The sequence below is a fragment of the Deinococcus sedimenti genome (assembly GCF_014648135.1).
GTDB classification, from domain to species: Bacteria; Deinococcota; Deinococci; order Deinococcales; family Deinococcaceae; genus Deinococcus; species Deinococcus sedimenti.
In genome coordinates this window covers 1,040,706-1,057,126 of the sequence record NZ_BMQN01000001.1, presented here as the reverse complement: position 1 = coordinate 1,057,126, position 16,421 = coordinate 1,040,706, and the positions used below count along the sequence as shown (strand labels likewise).

General features: G+C 68.9%; 15 protein-coding genes. 7 read left to right on the top strand and 8 right to left on the bottom strand.

Annotated features, from left to right (window positions below; translation table 11 throughout):
* The first annotated feature begins 75 nt into the window (after nt 1–75).
* Nucleotides 76–1,086, top strand: a complete 1,011-nt coding sequence (gene ilvC / locus IEY69_RS05300; RefSeq protein WP_189072045.1) for a ketol-acid reductoisomerase — start codon at nt 76–78, stop codon at nt 1,084–1,086.
* Nucleotides 1,087–1,206: 120 nt separating this feature from the next.
* Here the strand turns inward: ilvC and IEY69_RS05295 are convergent, their stop codons facing one another.
* From IEY69_RS05295 to IEY69_RS05265, 7 genes are all read right to left on the bottom strand, one after another.
* Nucleotides 1,207–2,004: an amino acid ABC transporter permease gene (locus tag IEY69_RS05295; protein WP_189072044.1), complete on the bottom strand. Its 798-nt coding sequence runs from the start codon at nt 2,002–2,004 to the stop codon at nt 1,207–1,209.
* Nucleotides 2,005–2,174: 170 nt separating this feature from the next.
* A complete protein-coding gene (locus IEY69_RS05290; RefSeq protein ID WP_189072043.1) occupies nt 2,175–2,927 on the bottom strand; it encodes an ABC transporter substrate-binding protein in 753 nt (250 codons plus the stop codon).
* A gap of 300 nt (nt 2,928–3,227) precedes the next feature.
* Complete coding sequence (locus IEY69_RS05285; RefSeq protein WP_189072042.1) at nt 3,228–4,400, bottom strand: ABC transporter ATP-binding protein; 1,173 nt, start codon at nt 4,398–4,400, stop codon at nt 3,228–3,230.
* A gap of 208 nt (nt 4,401–4,608) precedes the next feature.
* Nucleotides 4,609–5,685, bottom strand: a complete 1,077-nt coding sequence (locus tag IEY69_RS05280) for a type IV pilus twitching motility protein PilT (RefSeq protein WP_189072041.1) — start codon at nt 5,683–5,685, stop codon at nt 4,609–4,611.
* Entirely contained in the window at nt 5,682–6,548 is an 867-nt protein-coding gene (panC, locus tag IEY69_RS05275) for a pantoate--beta-alanine ligase (RefSeq protein WP_373290987.1), read from the bottom strand. The genes IEY69_RS05280 and panC overlap by 4 nt, the downstream gene beginning before the upstream one ends.
* Nucleotides 6,545–6,910 carry a phage holin family protein gene (locus tag IEY69_RS05270; protein ID WP_189072039.1) on the bottom strand — a complete coding sequence of 122 codons (366 nt, stop codon included), beginning with the start codon at nt 6,908–6,910 and terminating at the stop codon, nt 6,545–6,547. Before IEY69_RS05270 ends, panC begins: the two co-directional genes overlap by 4 nt.
* 78 nt (nt 6,911–6,988) lie before the next feature.
* Entirely contained in the window at nt 6,989–7,378 is a 390-nt protein-coding gene (locus IEY69_RS05265; RefSeq protein WP_189072038.1) for an Hsp20/alpha crystallin family protein, read from the bottom strand.
* Nucleotides 7,379–7,478: 100 nt separating this feature from the next.
* On the opposite strand from IEY69_RS05265, the gene miaA reads away from it, so the two are divergent.
* The 5 genes from miaA (at nt 7,479) to wecB (ending at nt 13,917) form a co-directional block, all read left to right on the top strand.
* Nucleotides 7,479–8,396, top strand: coding sequence for a tRNA (adenosine(37)-N6)-dimethylallyltransferase MiaA (gene miaA, locus IEY69_RS05260; protein ID WP_229783642.1), 918 nt, complete (start codon nt 7,479–7,481; stop codon nt 8,394–8,396).
* 135 nt (nt 8,397–8,531) lie between these two features.
* On the top strand, nt 8,532–9,773 hold the full coding sequence (gene glgC / locus IEY69_RS05255; protein ID WP_189072036.1) for a glucose-1-phosphate adenylyltransferase: 1,242 nt from the start codon (nt 8,532–8,534) through the stop codon (nt 9,771–9,773).
* Nucleotides 9,774–9,837: 64 nt separating this feature from the next.
* The gene (locus tag IEY69_RS05250; RefSeq protein ID WP_189072035.1) at nt 9,838–11,574 is read left to right on the top strand and encodes a WD40 repeat domain-containing protein; all 1,737 of its coding nucleotides are present in this window, start codon (nt 9,838–9,840) and stop codon (nt 11,572–11,574) included.
* A gap of 73 nt (nt 11,575–11,647) precedes the next feature.
* Entirely contained in the window at nt 11,648–12,790 is a 1,143-nt protein-coding gene (locus IEY69_RS05245; RefSeq protein ID WP_189072034.1) for an MraY family glycosyltransferase, read from the top strand.
* Nucleotides 12,787–13,917, top strand: coding sequence for a non-hydrolyzing UDP-N-acetylglucosamine 2-epimerase (gene wecB / locus IEY69_RS05240; RefSeq protein WP_189072033.1), 1,131 nt, complete (start codon nt 12,787–12,789; stop codon nt 13,915–13,917). The genes IEY69_RS05245 and wecB overlap by 4 nt, the downstream gene beginning before the upstream one ends.
* 333 nt (nt 13,918–14,250) lie before the next feature.
* Here the strand turns inward: wecB and IEY69_RS05235 are convergent, their stop codons facing one another.
* The gene (locus IEY69_RS05235) at nt 14,251–15,249 is read right to left on the bottom strand and encodes a peptidylprolyl isomerase (protein WP_189072032.1); all 999 of its coding nucleotides are present in this window, start codon (nt 15,247–15,249) and stop codon (nt 14,251–14,253) included.
* An 80-nt stretch (nt 15,250–15,329) separates the two neighbouring features.
* Between IEY69_RS05235 and IEY69_RS05230 the strand changes: the two genes are divergently transcribed.
* Complete coding sequence (locus tag IEY69_RS05230) at nt 15,330–16,394, top strand: lipid II:glycine glycyltransferase FemX (RefSeq protein ID WP_189072031.1); 1,065 nt, start codon at nt 15,330–15,332, stop codon at nt 16,392–16,394.
* Nucleotides 16,395–16,421: the final 27 nt, after the last annotated feature.

Below are 16,421 nucleotides of genomic sequence, written 5' to 3'. Positions count from 1 at the left end.
TCCACTATCAACGCCCCCTGAACCCGCCTAGTCCACACCCTGCCCCCACTCACTTTCTGTAGGAGAATCCCGAACATGGCTGCAAAAATGTACTACGACCGCGACGTGAGCACCGCCCCCATCGAGAACAAGCTGATCGCCATCATCGGCTACGGCAGCCAGGCGCACGCCCACGCGCAGAACCTGCGGGACAGCGGCTTCAACGTCGTCGTCGGCCTGCGTGACGGCAGCGCCAGCCGCGCCAAGGCCGAACAGGCCGGCCTGCGCGTCGCCAGCATCGAGGACGCCACCAAAGAAGCCGACGTGATCATGCTCCTGATCCCCGACGAGCAGCAGCCCAAAACGTACGAGCAGAGCATCGCCCCGCACCTCAGCGCCGGGAAGGCCCTGGCGTTCGGGCACGGCTTCAACGTGCACTTCGGCCGCATCACGCCCCCCACCGACGTGGACGTGTTCCTCGTGGCGCCCAAAGGCCCCGGCCACATGCTGCGCCGCGTCTACGCCGACGGTGCAGGCATGCCCGGCATCTTCGCCGTGCAGCAGGACGCCACCGGCCACGCCCGCGACATCGCCCTGGCGTACGCGAACGGCATCGGCTGCACCCGCGCCGGCGTGCTCGAAACCACCTTCAAGGAAGAGACCGAGACCGACCTGTTCGGCGAGCAGAGCGTCCTGTGCGGCGGCGTCACCCACTTGATCCAGGCGGGCTTCGAGACCCTCGTGGAAGCCGGGTACCAGCCCGAGATCGCGTACTTCGAGACCCTGCACGAGGTCAAGCTGATCGTCGACCTGATCTACGAGAAGGGCTTCGAAGGCATGCGCCACAGCATCAGCAACACCGCCGAGTTCGGCGACTACGTCACCGGCCCCCGCGTCGTGACCGCCGAGACGAAAGCCGAGATGGGCCGCGTCCTGAGTGACATCCAGACCGGCAAGTTCGCCGAGCGTTTCATCGCCGACGCCGAGGCCGGCTTCCCCTTCATGGAGGAGCAGCGCGGCAAGATGCGCGACCACACCCTGGAAGTCGTTGGGAAGGAACTGCGCGACAAGATGCCCTTCATCAACAAGAAGGCGCTGGAAGTTTAAAAACTGCCAGCAGGGGAGGCCGGGGGCAGCGCGCCCACCGGCCTCTTCTCATGCCCGGACGGCCCCAGGCAGGGGAGAGGCGCCACCCGATCACCGGGGGCGCCTCCCTGTATTCCCCACTCAGCGCGAGGCGATCTTCAGGCGGCGTTCCAGCTGATCCGTGAAGAACGTCATCACGGTCGTCAGCGCCAGGTAAACGGCCGCGATGGTCGTCAGCACCGGGATGGGCATGAACGTCTCACTGCTGACGCGCGAGCCCGCCAGGGACAGTTCCAGCAGCGCGATGGTGCTGGCCAGCGAGGAGTCCTTCAGCAGCGCCACGAGGTTGTTCACCAGCGGCGGCACCACGATCCGCAGCGCCTGCGGCAGGACCACGGTCGTCATCGTCTTCGGCCCGCTGAGGCCCAGACTGCGCGCCGCCTCGGTCTGCCCACGCGGCACCGCCAGGATGCCCGCGCGGATCACCTCCGCGTTGTACGCGCCGACGTTCAGGGCCAGCGCGATCACGGCCGACCAGAACTCGTTCAGCTGCACGTCAATGCCGATGCTCTTCAGGATGGGCGGCAGGGCGTTGTACACGAACAGGATCTGCACCAGCAGCGGCGTGCCGCGCACCAGCCAGATGAACACGCTGGCCGGGGCGCGCACCCACCACAGCGCACTGGTCTTCTGGATGCCCGCCACGGTCCCCACGATCAGGCCGATCACGCCCGCCACCAGGGTCAGTTGCAGGGTCATCCGCGCTCCGTCTACGAACAGGTCGGCGCGGGGGCCGATCGGTTCGGGCATCTGGCGCAGGATCACGGTGATCAGCCAGAACAGCGCCAGGAACGCGGCCGCTGCGCCACCCAGCCACAGCAGCAGTGCACCCAACCCGAGGGGCTGCGAGGCGCGCGGAGGAACAGACTTGGCGGTCATGGGCTCCTCCGGCAGAGAGGAGCAGGCACGGAAGGGGAACCGGGTTGCATTTGATGGATAATGCCACACTTCGCCCGCCGTCTGGGAAGGCTGCCTGACCCGCGCCGCAGCAGAACGGCCGCAGCAGAACGCCCCGACCAGAATCCGGTCGGGGCGCGTTCACGGGTCCCTTACTTGCAGCGGACGTCCGTACCGAAGTACTGGCTGCTCAGCTTCGCGTAGGTGCCGCTGTTCAGTGCCTTGGCCAGAGCGGAGTTCAGTTCCTTCAGCAGGCTGGAGTTGCCCTTCTTCACGGCCATGGCGATCTGCTCCTTGAACAGGAGATCACCCTGCATGACCTTGCCCTTCTGCGCCTTCACGAGGTCCAGGCCGGTGAACTTGTCGCCCACCCAGGCGTCCACGCGGCCCGCCATGAGGGCGGCCTGCGCGTCGGTGTCCTTGGGGAACGTCTTGACGTCCTTGATGCCGGGCACCTTGCGGGCGTTCTCCAGGTACGTGGTGCCGACCTGCACGGCCACCGTCTTGCCCTTCAGCGCGGCGGCGGTCATGGGGCCACCGGGTTTGGTGACGATCGCGCCCCCCGTGCAGTAGTGGGGGTTCGTGAAGTCCACGGCCTTCTGGCGCTCGGGCGTGATGCCGTGGCTGGCGATCACGAAGTCGTAGCGGTCCTGCCCCAGGCCGATCAGCAGGTTGTCGAAAGGCTGCGTGACCCACTGGACCTTCAGGCCCAGCTGCTTGGCCAGGGCGTTGGCGAGGTCCACCTCGAAGCCCGTCAGGACCTTGCCCTTCATCACGTTGAACGGAGGGAACGCGCCCTCGGTGGCGATCTTGATGGTCCCGGACTGCTTGATCTCCGCCCAGGTGCGGGCGTGAGCGGTGGTGAGCAGGGTCAGGGCCGCGAGGGTCAGGACAACTTTCTTCATGAATGCTCCTTGGGGAGACGGTACCGGCGGCGCCGCGCGGAAGGCAGCGCACCGGACCTGTGTGGGGTGCGGCGATTCTACCGCAAGTCAGCCGTGACGCGCCCTACACGCAAAAGGGCCAGCCCCCGGTGACGGGAGAGCTGGCCCCGAGGGACACCTGGATTCACAGCGGTATCCAGTTCCGTTGAGTGGCCGACAACATGACCCTCAACTTCACTTCCAGCCGCGCCTTTTTCAGAGACTCGCTCCACCCGATTCAGCGGTCGTGAGGGAACCCCTCACGACCGCTGAATTCTGCCGTCAGTAGGTCGTGGCGGCCGCAGCGTACTCGTAGCCCAGGCCGGGGGTATCGGCCTGACCGCGCGTACCGGAGGGCGTGCCGCGGTCCACGGCGGCCTCGCTGCTGGGATCGAAGGCGTGCAGGCGGGTCTGATCGACCAGCAGGTCCACGCTGTCGCCCGGCAGGACATTCGCCTGACCCTCGACCTTCGCGGTGATGTGCTGCCCGGCCACGTCGATGATCAGGTCCGTCTGGGCACCCAGGGGTTCCACCACGACGACCTGTCCGCGCAGGACGTTCGAACCACGGGGAATATCGGTCATGCCGACCATACCCAGGTGCTCGGGACGGATGCCCATCAGGACGTCCTTGCCCTCGTAGGCCTTGAGGCTCTGCGCGAGGCGGCCCATGGGGGACACGCGGTTCTCACCGACCATGAATTCGCCGTTCTGCACGCGGCCCGTCAGGAAGTTCATGCTGGGGCTGCCGATGAAGCCCGCCACGAACTTGTTCTGCGGGAAGTCGTACAGGTTCATGGGGGTGTCCACCTGCATGATCACGCCGTCGCGCATGACGACGATCCGGTTGCCCAGCGTCATGGCCTCCACCTGGTCGTGGGTCACGTACACGATGGTCGCGCCCAGGCGGCGGTGCAGCTGGCTGATCTGCGAGCGCATCTCGACGCGCAGCTTGGCGTCCAGGTTCGAGAGCGGCTCGTCCATGAGGAACACCTTCGGCTCGCGGACGATCGCGCGGCCCATCGCGACGCGCTGACGCTGACCGCCGGACAGTTCCTTGGGCTTGCGGCCCAGCAGGTGCTCGATCTGGAGGATCTTCGCGGCGTCACGCACGCGCTTGTCGATCTCCTCCTTGGGGGTCTTGCGGAGCTTCAGGCCGAAGGCCATGTTCTCGTACACGTTCATGTGCGGGTACAGCGCGTAGTTCTGGAAGACCATCGCGATGTCGCGGTCCTTGGGCGGCACGTCGTTCACGACGCGGTCCCCGATCTTCAGGATGCCGTCGCTGATGTCCTCCAGACCCGCGATCATACGCAGCGTCGTGGACTTCCCGCAGCCGGACGGCCCGACGAACACCATGAATTCGCGGTCCTGGATGTGCAGGTTGAAGTCCTTCACCGCGTGGTGCTTCGTGCCGTACCGCTTGTTGATGTGCTCCAGAATCACTTCTGCCATGACGTGCCTACCTTTATCGCCCCTGCTCTTACCCGCGAATGGGCCCCTCACCGGACGGTGTGGGCGGGTCGGGTAACCGGGGTACGTGAATGAAGCCCAGGTGTCCGTTGATGCCGCGCTGACCCGCGCAGCATACCACGCTCCCGAACCTCCACGCACGCCCACCCAGACAACGAAAGACCCCCTCACGGAGGGGGCCTGCGGGTGGTCAGAAGCTGATGCCGCTCCGGGTCACCATCAGTTTCAGTTCGTGTGGACTGGTCGCCGCACTCAGCGCCTCCTCCATGGTGATCAGCGTGTTGCGGTACAGCTGCACCAGGTGCTGATCGAAGGTGTGCATCCCGCGGATGTTGTCCTCGATCAGCGCGTCCTTGATCAGCGGGGTCTTGTCCTCGTCCTTGATGTACTCCTGGATCAGCGGCGTGTTCTGCAGCACCTCCAGCGCCAGGACGCGCCCCACGCCGTCGGCGCGGCGCAGCAGGCGCTGGCTGACGATCCCGACGAGGGATTCGGCCAGTTGCAGGCGCACCTGCTCGCGCTCGAAGGGCGGGAAAAAGTCGATGATGCGGTTCACGCTGCGCACCGCGTCCTGCGTGTGCAACGTACTGACCACCAGGTGACCGGTCTGCGCGGCGCTCAGGGCGGCCTCGACGGTCTCCTTGTCGCGCATCTCGCCAATCATGATCACGTCCGGATCCTGGCGCATGGCGTACTTCAGGGCGATCCGGAAGTCCCGCGTGTCCGATCCGACCTCGCGCTGCACGACGATGCTCTTCTTGTTCTTGTGCAGGATCTCGATCGGGTCCTCGATGGTGATGATGTTGTACGCGTACGCGCGGTTGATGTGGTCGATCAGGCTGGCGAGCGTGGTGCTCTTCCCGGAGCCCGTGGGACCCGTCACCAGAATCAGGCCGCGCGGATGGTCCGCCAGCCCCCGCATGACGTCGGCAGGCAGGCCCAGCGCCTCGAAGCCAGGAATCGTGTCGGACACGATGCGCATGACCATCCCGACTGCGCCGCGCTGCCGGAACACGTTGCAGCGGAACCGGCCCAGGCCGGACACGCTGTACGCGAGGTCCAGTTCGTTGCGGTACGTGAAGTCGTCCCACTGGTCGGCGTTCATCAGCGACTGCGCCAGCAGCATCGTGTCGGGCGGCATCAGCGGCTGCGTCCCGAACGGCACGAGATGCCCGTCGATGCGGCCCATCGGGGGGCTGCCAGCCTGCAGGTGAACGTCGCTGGCGCGGCGGCCCACCATCTCGCGCAGCAGTTCGTCAAGGGTCATCGGGCCTCCGGATGGATGAGGGCCATGTTGTCGATCAGACGCACCCCGAACAGCCGGGCCGCCACCAAGACGCGGTTCATGGGGTCATTGTCCACCATTTCCCGCGCCCGCATGTCACCATCCACGACCGTCAGGTAGTCCAGGCTCAGGTCCGGCTCCTGCGCCAGCACCTCCCGCCCGGCTGCCTCCAGGGCACCCGTGGACCGCTCGCCCACCGCGAACGCTGCCTGCACGGCCCGCAGCGCGCGGGACAGCACCGCCGCGCGCTCCAGCTGCCCGCCCGTCAGGTAACTGTTGCGGCTGCTCAGGGCCAGACCGGACGCCGCGCGGACCGTGGGCACCCCGCGGATCTCGACGCCCACGTTCAGGTCGCGGACCATGCGGCGGATCACGGCCAGCTGCTGCCAGTCCTTCTCCCCGAACAGCGCTGCGTCGGGCCGCACGAGGTTCAACAGTTTCAGCACGACCGTCGCCACACCCGTGAAATGCCCGGGACGGGCCGCGCCGTCCAGGCCCTCGCTGACGCCATCCACCGTAACGCGGGTACTGAACCCGGCCGGGTACATCGTGTCCACGTCAGGGTGAAAGACCACGTCCGCGCCCGCCTCGCCCGCCACGCGCAGATCCCGGTCCAGGTCACGCGGATAGCGGCTCAGGTCCTCGTTCGGACCGAACTGCAGGGGATTCACGAACACGCTGACCACCACCAGGCCGTCCCCGGCCGCCTCGCGCGCCGCGCGGATCAGGGTCGCGTGACCCTCATGCAGGTACCCCATGGTGGGCACGAACGTCACCCGCCGCCCCGCCAGACGCGCCCGCAGCGTCTCGGGCGACGACAGCACCTGCGGCAGCACCACCGTCACTTGCGGTCCTCCAGACCCAGCGCGCCCACCACGGCGTCCAGCACCCATGAGATCACGGCCAGGACCACCGCGCCGATGATCGCCGCCCCGAACCCCGACACGTCCAGTGCGGTCACGGCCGCCACCAGCCACAGCACCACGCCGTTCACGACCAGTGTGAACAGCCCCAGCGTCAGCACGTTCACCGGCAGGGACAGCAGCAGCAGCACCGGCCGGACCAGTGCGTTCACGATCCCCATCACCAGGGCCGCGATGACGACGCTCAGCACGTCCGCGCCCGGCGCGAAACTCACCCCGCCGTACACGCGGGTCAGGAGGTACAGGGCCAGAGCACTGACCAGCAGCCGAAGAACGAAACCCATACCCGCAGGATAAGCGATGCCCCCGCCGCGCATTCCCGCCGGGGGCACCAAGCGCCGCGGGTCACGGCGCGCCGGGCGTCATTCCGGCCCGTTCACCTGCACGTTGATGGTCGGGTGACGCTTCTCGAACTTCACGGTCAGCACCCCGCCGTTCAGGCTGGCCTGCCCGGTGTTCGGCAGGACCGGCTCGGGAAACGTGAACGTGCGGCGGAACGTCCCGCTGGGCCGCTCGTGCCGCAGCAGCCGCGCCGTTTCCGCCCGCTGGCCCGCGACCGTCACGAGGTCGCCGTCCTCGAGCAGTTCCAGCGTGTCCGGCTGCACGCCGGGCACGTCGAGGTGCAGTTCCAGATGGGTGTCCCCGTCGCACCAGTCCGCGGCGGGCGTCCAGGGGCCCAGGCCCGCGAGGGTCTCGACCTCCTCGCGCAGCGTCATGAGGTGTTGCAGTCGGGCCAGCACCGGCTCATTCATGCGGCTCAGGCTAACACCCAGGGCCCGCGCGACACTGTGCGTCAACTCTACCCCCGGAGACACACCGGCCCCGGATAGCCATCCCGCTATGATCGGCCCCGTGCCGTCCGACCCGCTCCCTCCCGTTATCCCGATCCTGACCGCGCCGACCGCTGCCGGGAAATCCGCCCTGGTGCTGGCCGCCGCCCAGGAAGTCGGGGCGGAGATCGTCAGCGCGGACGCCTTCACCGTGTACCGCGGACTGGACATCGGCACGGCCAAGCCCGGCCCCGCCGACCGGGCCAGCGTGCCGCACCACCTGATCGACGTGGCGGACGTGCACGAGTCGTTCGACGTGGCGCGCTTCGTCTCACTGGCCGAGACTGCCATCCGGGACGTGCTGGCGCGGGGCCGGGTGCCGGTCGTCGTGGGCGGCACCGGCTTCTACCTGCAGGGCCTCATGCGCGGCCTGCCCCTGACCCCGCCCAGCGACCCCCAGGTGCGCGCGCAGGTCGAGCACGACTTGGCGGCGCGCGGCCTGGACGCCCTGCTGGCCGACATCGCTGCGGCCGATCCCGCCGAGGCGGCCCGCATGGAGCGCAACCCGCGCCGCGTGGTCCGCGCTGTGGAGGTCCACCGCCGCACCGGCCGGTACCCCGGCGCGTTCGGCCGCAGCGAACCGGCCTTCCGGTACCAGCCCATCGCCTTCACCCGCCCACCCGACGACCTGGAAGCCCGCATGCACGGCCGCGTGCTGGCCATGTTCCAGGCCGGCTGGGCCGACGAGGCCGCGTGGCTGGCCGGGCAGGTCGACCCGGAAGGCCCGCCGCGCCCCACCGTGTGGCAGGCCCTCGGCTACCGGGAGGCGCTGGCCGTGGCCCGGGGCACCCTGAGCGTCCCGCAGGCCGCCGCGCAGATCACGCTCGCCACCCGGCAGTATGCCAGGAGGCAGCTGACCTTCACCCGCACGCAACTGGGCGCTCCCCTCTTAAGTTCAGATGAAGCCCGTCGGCACCTCGGCGCTGCACTGGCCCGCTAGGGTGACGCCGCCCCGGCATCTGGGCGCCCGGCTGTGCAGTCCGCCCCGGCGAACCCCGCCCGGCGGGAACGGTATTGTGAATGTCAGCACACGAAGCCTCGGCCCACGTCCACCGGTTCACTGGAGGGAGCACACATGAAACCACGCGTTCTGGGAATGATCCTCGCGGGCGGGCAGGGCAGTCGCCTGGCCCCGCTGACGCAGAAGCGCAGCAAACCGGCCGTGCCGTTCGGCAGCAAGTACCGCATCATCGACTTCGCCATCAACAACTTCATCAACAGCGGCGTGTTCTCCATCTACGTCCTCACGCAGTACAAGGCGCAGAGCCTCACCGAGCACATTCAGCGCGGCTGGCGCTTCGGGACGTTCCTCAGCGACTACTTCATCACGCTGGTGCCCGCGCAGATGTACCGCATCGAGGAACTCGGACCCGTCTGGTACCGCGGCACCGCCGACGCCGTGTACCAGAACATGCACCTCATCGACAACTACGAGGCGGACTACGTCGCGATCTTCAGCGGCGACCACATCTACAAGATGAACGTCGAGCACATGCTGCAGAAGCACATCGAGACCCGCGCGGACGTGACCATCGCCGCGTACCCGATGCCGCAGGCGCAGGCGCACCAGTTCGGCGTGATGCACGTCGACCACAACTGGCGCGTCACGGACTTCCTGGAAAAACCCAAGAACCCACCCAGCATCCCCGGCCAGGAGGGCGTGAGCCTGACCAGCATGGGGAACTACATCTTCTCCCGCCGCGCGCTGGAGGAACTGCTCGAGACGAACATGGGCGGCGGCGAGATCGGCTTCGACTTCGGCGGGGACGTCATCCCCCGCGCCCTGAGCGACGGGTACAACGTCATGGCGTACGACTTCCACCGGAACCCCATCCCCGGCCAGACCGCCCCGAACACCTACTGGCGCGACGTCGGGACGCTCGACGCCTACTTCGAGGCCAGCATGGACCTCGTGAGCGTCAACCCCGAGTTCGACATCTACAACGAGTTGTGGCCGCTGCGCACCAGCAGCGAGTTCTCCCCGCCCGCCAAGTTCGTCCACGAGAGCGACGGCCGCAAGGGGCAGGCGTTCAACTCCATCATGGCCGGGGGCGCCATCATCAGCGGCGGCACCGTCCGCGACAGCCTGCTGGGCCGCGGCGTCCGCACCCACTCGTACTCCCTGGTGGAAAGCTGCGTGCTGTTCGACGACGTCGAGGTCGGCCGCCACGCCCACATCCGCAACTGCATCGTCGACAAGAACGTGATCATTCCGCCCGGCACGAAGATCGGTGTGGACGTCGAGGAGGACCGCGCGCGCGGCTTCACCGTCACGGACAACGGCGTGGTCGTGGTGCCCAAGAGCTACTCGTTCTGACCTGACGGCAGGTGCGGTGGGCCGGGCCAGATGCGCCCGGCCCACCCGCGCTACACTCCGGCGCGTGCCCAGCCGCTCCGCCCGTCTCGCCGCCACCCTCCTGACCGGCCTGCTGAGCAGCGCTGGCGCCGTGACCCTCACGGTCCGCGACACGCCGGTCCTCCCCGGCGACCCGCGTCTGTCAGACGCCACCTGGGACCGGCAGGGAGGCGTGCACGCCTGCGTGGGCGAACGTCTGCTCAGCCAGATCAGCGGCGGCCAGCGGCGCGCGGTCTGGCTGGGCCGCCCCTGCGAGGCGGTGCGGGTCAGTCCCGACGCGACCCAGGTGGCGGTCCAGACCGGCCAGTCCCTTCAGGTCGTGAATCTGAACGGCGCCACGCTGGCCAAGGTGGACGCCGGGACGCTGAGTGGCTTTGGCTTCCTGCCGGACGGCACGCTGCTCCTCGCGTCTGCCCGCGGCCTCGAGCGCCTCACTTGGCCCGGTGGGGAGCGAGTGACGCTGGACCCGACCCCCGTGACCAGCCTGGACCTGAACCTGGAGGGCACCCGGGCTGTCCTCGTGCGGGGGGCGCGGGTGCAGCTGATCGACACCGCCACCCTGGTCACCGCCGCCATCCGCACGCTCAGCGGCCTCACCTGCGACGCCACCTGCCCACCGGCAGTCGTGGCGTTCAGTGCCGATGGCCGCTCGGCCACGGCGCAGCTCGGCCCGACCCTCGTGGCCCTGCGCGACGGCTTCCCGTCCACCACGGTGCTGAGACCGTCAGACCCGGAAGCGGGTGGACAGTACACGGCCCTGCCGCTGCGCAACAACACGGTCCTGCTGCTGCGCCCTGGCGAGACCCAGGTGCGGGACATCCAGACCGGACACCGCGAACGCCGCTGGCCGGTCGCCCAGCAGTCGGCCCAGCCCGCCCGGCTCTCCCCGCAGGAGGACGTCCTGACCCTGATCGGGACCACCCTGACCGTTCGCCCGGCGGACCTGACGTCCACGCGCCCCCTGTGGCGTCTGCCCGGCGCCGTCGAGGGCGGCGCGGTGGACAGCACCGGCACCCTGATCACCGTGCCCGCCGCAGACCCTGCCCACGCCCCCGACCCCCGCCGCTGGCTGGCTGTGGGCGGCGCGCAGCGGTCCGCGTACGGCCTGACACCCAGCGGCCTGACCGAACTGCGGGGCAGCACGGGCCGCCCGCTCCCGGCGCAGGCAGGCGCCACCCAGCTCAGCGTGAACCACTGGGGCAACCACGTGGTCACCTGGTCCGGGTCGGGGCTGAGTGTCACCGCGCCGAAATCCGGCACGGTCATCTTCTCAGCCCCGGCCCCCGGCCTCGCCCACGTGACCCTGTCCCCCGACGCCACCCGCGCGTACCTGTTCCCCCGGCAGGGCGAGCCCCGCGTGCAGCTGCTGGCCAACCGCAAGACCTTCCCACTTCCAGTCCAGCCGGGCGTGCGCTACCGCGACGTGCAGATCAGCGGAAAGGGCGTGCACGCCTACGCCCGCCCCGACGGACGAACGGATCTGTACCGCACCGGCCAGCGGCAGCCGTACGCCAGCCTGCCGGGCGGACCCCTGAGCCGGTTCAGTCCCGACAGTCTGCTCCTGGCCGTCGTCACGCCGTCTCCCGGCGGCTGGGTCGTGGCCCTGGTGGACGCGGCCACCGGTGAGGAACGCACCCGCAGTGGCCCGCTGGACCGCGCCCCGACCTTCCTGGCGTGGAGTGCCGACAGCCGCACCCTGCACGTGGGCGCCGGACCGCTGGACGGCCTGGCGAGCGTCACGACCCTCGCCGTCAGCCCCTGAACCGCAGTGGATGAGACCGCATTCAGCGCACCTGAACCTTCTCGCGGTGGCAGCCGGTACACTTGGGCCGTTTATGGAGTCACTCCGCACACTTGCCGCCCAGCTGGGCATCGCCGACCTGACCGGAAGCGGCTTCCTCAGCGTCCTGATCACCTTCGTCAGCGCCGGGGTGTTCACCTGGTTCTTCATTCCGCGCCTGCGTGACTTCGCCATCCAGGTCGGCTGGGCCGATCAGCCCAACGAACGCCGCCTGAACAAGGAACCCCTCCCGAACGCCGGGGGGCTGGCCATCTACGGCGGATTCATCGTCAGCATCATCCTCGCGTGGGCGCTGCGTCCCATCGCGGTGGATATCGTGAACATTCAGGTGCTGGCCATCCTGCTGGGCGCGTCCATGCTGGTCCTCGTCGGGTTCATCGACGACCAGTACGGCCTCTCGCCCGTCACGCGCCTGCTCGTCCAGACGTTCGCGGCCATCCTGCTCCTCGTCAACGACCTGCGCATCGATCTGAACGCCATCCCCTTCATCCCGGTGCTGCCCGACGCGATCAACCAGCCGCTGAGCACCGTCGTCACCATCCTGTGGGTCGTGGCCCTCACGAACGCCGTGAACCTGCTCGACGGTGTCGACGGCGTCGTGGGGGGCGTAGCCTTCGTGGCCAGTTTCGTGCTGCTCGCGACCGCCGCGCAGTTCCCGGACCGCGCCGCTGCCGTCGTCCTACTCGCCGGACTGTCCGGCGCGGCCCTGGGCTACCTGCGGCACAACTTCAACCCCAGCCGCATCATCATGGGCGACGCCGGCAGCACCCTGTTCGGCTACACCCTGGCGGCCGTCAGCCTGCTCGGTACCCTGAAGTTCAGTGCCGGGGCCAGCCTGATCGTGCCGCTGATCGTGCTGGCCCTCCCGCTGCTCGACACGACCCAGGTCGTCATCGGGCGGCTGGCGCGCGGTATCCGCAACCCGCTGCGCCACCCGGACAAGACCCACATCCACCACCGCGTCCTGGCGCGCACCAGCAGCGCCCGCCGCACCGCCGTGATCCTGTGGCTGGTCGCGCTGGCCTGCGGCGCGGTCGGCATGAGCCTCCAGGGCCTGCGCTTCCAGGCGATCCTGGGGACGATCGTGACCGCCATGCTGTGCCTGATCTTCGTCGCGTACCGCCGCGTGCGCGCCCGCAACCTCGAAATGGCCCAGACCGGGCAGGGAGACGAATGAAGAACATTGTCCTGGCCTTCGGCACCCGCCCCGAAGCCACCAAGATGGCCCCCGTGTACCGCGCCGTGCAGGCCCAGACCGGCCTGAGCGCCCAGATCCTGTCCACCGGGCAGCAGCGGCAGATGCTGGACGGCGCGCTGAACGTGTTCGGCCTGACCCCGGACCGCGATCTGAACGTCATGACCGACCGGCAGACCCTCGCGGACCTGACTGCGCGGATCGTCCCGCAGGCCGGGCGGACGCTGCGCGAGATGGGCGCCGACATGGTCCTCGTGCACGGGGACACCAGCACCAGCTTCTGCGTGGCCCTCAGCGCCTTCTACGAGGGCATTCCGGTCGGGCACGTCGAGGCGGGCCTGCGCAGCGGCAGCCTGAGTGAACCCTTCCCGGAGGAAGCCAACCGCCGCCTGACCGGCGTCCTGAGCACCCTGGATTTCGCGCCCACGGCAGGCAGCAAGGCGAACCTGCTGCGCGAGGGCAAGGCCCCGGACGGCATCGTCGTGACCGGTCAGACCGCCGTGGACGCCGTGCGCGAGGTGGCCGGGCGCGTCCCGCTGCGCGCCGCGTGGCAGGCCCGCGTGGACGCCGGGCAACCCCTCGTGACCGTCACCATGCACCGCCGCGAGAACCAGCCCATGATGCGCGAGATGGCCCAGGCCCTCGCGCGCGTGGCGCAGGCGCACCCGGAGCACCACTTCATCTACCCGGTTCACCTCTCACCCGCCGTGCAGGAGGCCGTGCGTCCAGCATTGGAGAGCGTGGCGAACTTCGAACTGACCGATCCGCTCGACTACAGCGACATGGCCCCCCTGATGGCCGCCTCGCGCCTGCTCGCCACGGACAGCGGCGGCCTGCAGGAGGAGGGCGCGGCGCTCGGCGTGCCCGTCGCGGTGCTGCGCAACGTCACCGAGCGGCCCGAGGGCGTCGAGGCCGGGGTGCTTCGGCTCGCCGGGAACGATCCCGCGCAGCTGGAAGCCACCCTGCTGGACCTGCTGGGCCGCGAGGCTACCCTGGCCACCATGCGCGCCGCGCGCAACCCGTACGGCGACGGGCAGGCCTCGCAGCGGATCGCGCAGGCCATCGCCTGGCACTTCGGTCTGACCGACCGCCCCGCCGACTGGAGCTGACGCCACCCCGAAGGGCCGACCGCTGTAGTCCTGCGGTCGGCCCTTCCTGTATGACCTGCCGGTCTCACACCGGCGTTCAGTTGGGTGGAGAGGCCACCGGCACGCCCCTCCATTCCCCTCCCAGCCGCTGGTTTCTACGGCGACCCACTTGGCTCGGTTCAGAGGGGCGGAGACGATCACTCCGCCCCTCTGACGGCGGTGTCCAGTTCCATTGAAGGGCCACCACCACGCCCTTCAATTCCACTTCCAACCGCTGGTGTTGTCGGGTGCTCGCTCCGCTCGTTCAGGACTAGTGAAGGGCACCTTCAATAAATTCTGCTGTGAGAACCGCGGTTACTTCGTGGCGGGCGCGGCCACCACGGCGACCTTTTCCGGGAAGCTCTCGGTGGTCAGCTTGGCGATCTGCGCGTCCAGGTACTTCTGCGCGGCGTCCTGCGACAGTTTCTGGCGGATCAGTGGGGCCGCCTCGGTCAGCGGCATCACGCCGCCTTCGGTGCGCTTGGTGACCAGCACGAGGTGCCAGCCGAACTGCGACTGCACGGTCTGCACCTGGTTGACCGGGCCCTTGAAGCTGGCCGTGTCGAACGCGGCCACCATCTCGCCCGGGCCGAAGCAGCCCAGGTCACCGCCCTGCGCGGCGCTGCCCGGGTCCTGACTCTTGGCCTTCGCGACCGCTGCAAAGTCCGCGCCGCCCGCCAGGTCCCGGGCGATGGCCTGCGCCTCGGCCTGCGTGGGCACCAGGATGTGCTTCACGCACGCCTCCGGATCACGCTGGAATTCGGCCCTGTGCAGGTTGTAGAACCCGGCAACCAGCGCGTCCCCGAACGTGAAGCGGCCCTGCACCTTCTCCAGGTACGCGCTGACCAGCGCGCGGCGCTCCAGTTCCGCCCGGAGTTCATCCGCGCTGGTGTACCCGGTGGCCCTCAGCGCGTCAAGGAATTCGGCGTCCGTCTCGAAGTCCGCGCGGGCCTCCTGCATCTGCGTGTCGATCAGGGCGGCGTCCACCTGACCGCTGGCGCGGGCCAGCTGATCCAGGGCGCGGTCCCGCACGAACTGCTTGAGGAAGTCCGGGCGGGCGCTGGCGAACTCCGTCAGGTACTCCTCGCCGTACCCGATGCCCTGACCGTTCAGGACTCGCGCGATCGCGAAGCGGAACGCCTTCTCGTAGTCGGCGAGGGTGTAGGTCATGGTGCCCACGCGGGCCACGACGACCGTGGGGTCCTGCGCAGGTGCAGCGATGGGGGCCGGTGCAGGGGCCGCGGGGGCCGTCGTGTCGGTCTGTGCCAGGGCGACCCCCGACAGCAGCAGGGCGGTCAACAGGAATTGTTTCACCCCGCTACTCTAGCGTTCTGCCCCTCCCCGCACCGTGATACGGCGATGAGGCGTGCAGGCAGGCTGCTACAATCCCCCGCGTGCGCCTGAACCTCGTGGAAACCACCGACCCGCGCGTCTACGACGACGCCGTGCGGAACCTGCCCATCACCAGTGCCCTGCAGGGCTGGGGGTACGGCGAGGCCAGACGGCAGCTCGGACAGACGCCCGCCCGCTATCTGATCCAACAGGACGGCCGTACGGTCGGCGCGCTGCAACTGATCCGCAAGCGGCTCGTGCCGGGCTTCAGTACCCTGTACGCGCCGCGCGGCCCCGCCCTGGAGAGCCTGGACCTGCTGCCGGACGTGGCGGACGCTGTGAAACGCATCGCGCGGCCCACCGACGCCCTGCTGAAGATCGAGCCTCCGGTGCCGTTCCTGGCGGCGGACAACGTCACGTTGCCCGACGGGTACGGGCCGTTCCGCCGCGCGGACCCCGAGCAGCCCGAGCACACCATCGTCGCGGACCTGACCCGCAGCGAGGACGAGCTGTTCGCCGGGCTGCACTCCATGGCCCGCCGCAACGTCCGCACCGCGCAGAAACTCGGCGTGACCGCCGGACGGGACGACGACTTCGACGCGTTCTGGGAGATCTTCACCGCCACCAACGAACGCGCCCAGCTCGGCGCGTTCCCCCGCGCCTACTACGAGACCATGCTCCGCGAGGGGAACGCCCACGGCGGGGAGGCGTACATCGTCCTGTCGCGCTACCAGGGCCGCGCGCTGGCCGGAGGGTTCTTCCTGGCCATGGGCAAGGGCACGTACTACCTGTTCGGCGGCAGCGTCCGAGACGACCGCACGAACGAGGACGGCAGCCCCCTGAAAGACGCCAAGGCGCCCGACGCGTTCTACTGGAACGCCATGCTGGACGCGAAACAGCGCGGGTACGAACTGTTCGACTTCTGGGGCATTCCCCGCGTGCTCGACGAGAGCAAACACTCCTACGGCGTGTTCAAGATGAAACTGAAATTCAGTGAGCAGCGCGTCTGGTACCCCGCCTACGACCTGAACCTGAACCCGGCCGCGCCCGCCATCGTCAAGGCGCTGCGCTGGCGCAAGACGCAGAACAACCTCCGCAAACGCGGCAGCGCCGACGACGTCCTGTAACCGTCCACGTGAAGCGGTGTTCGGCCC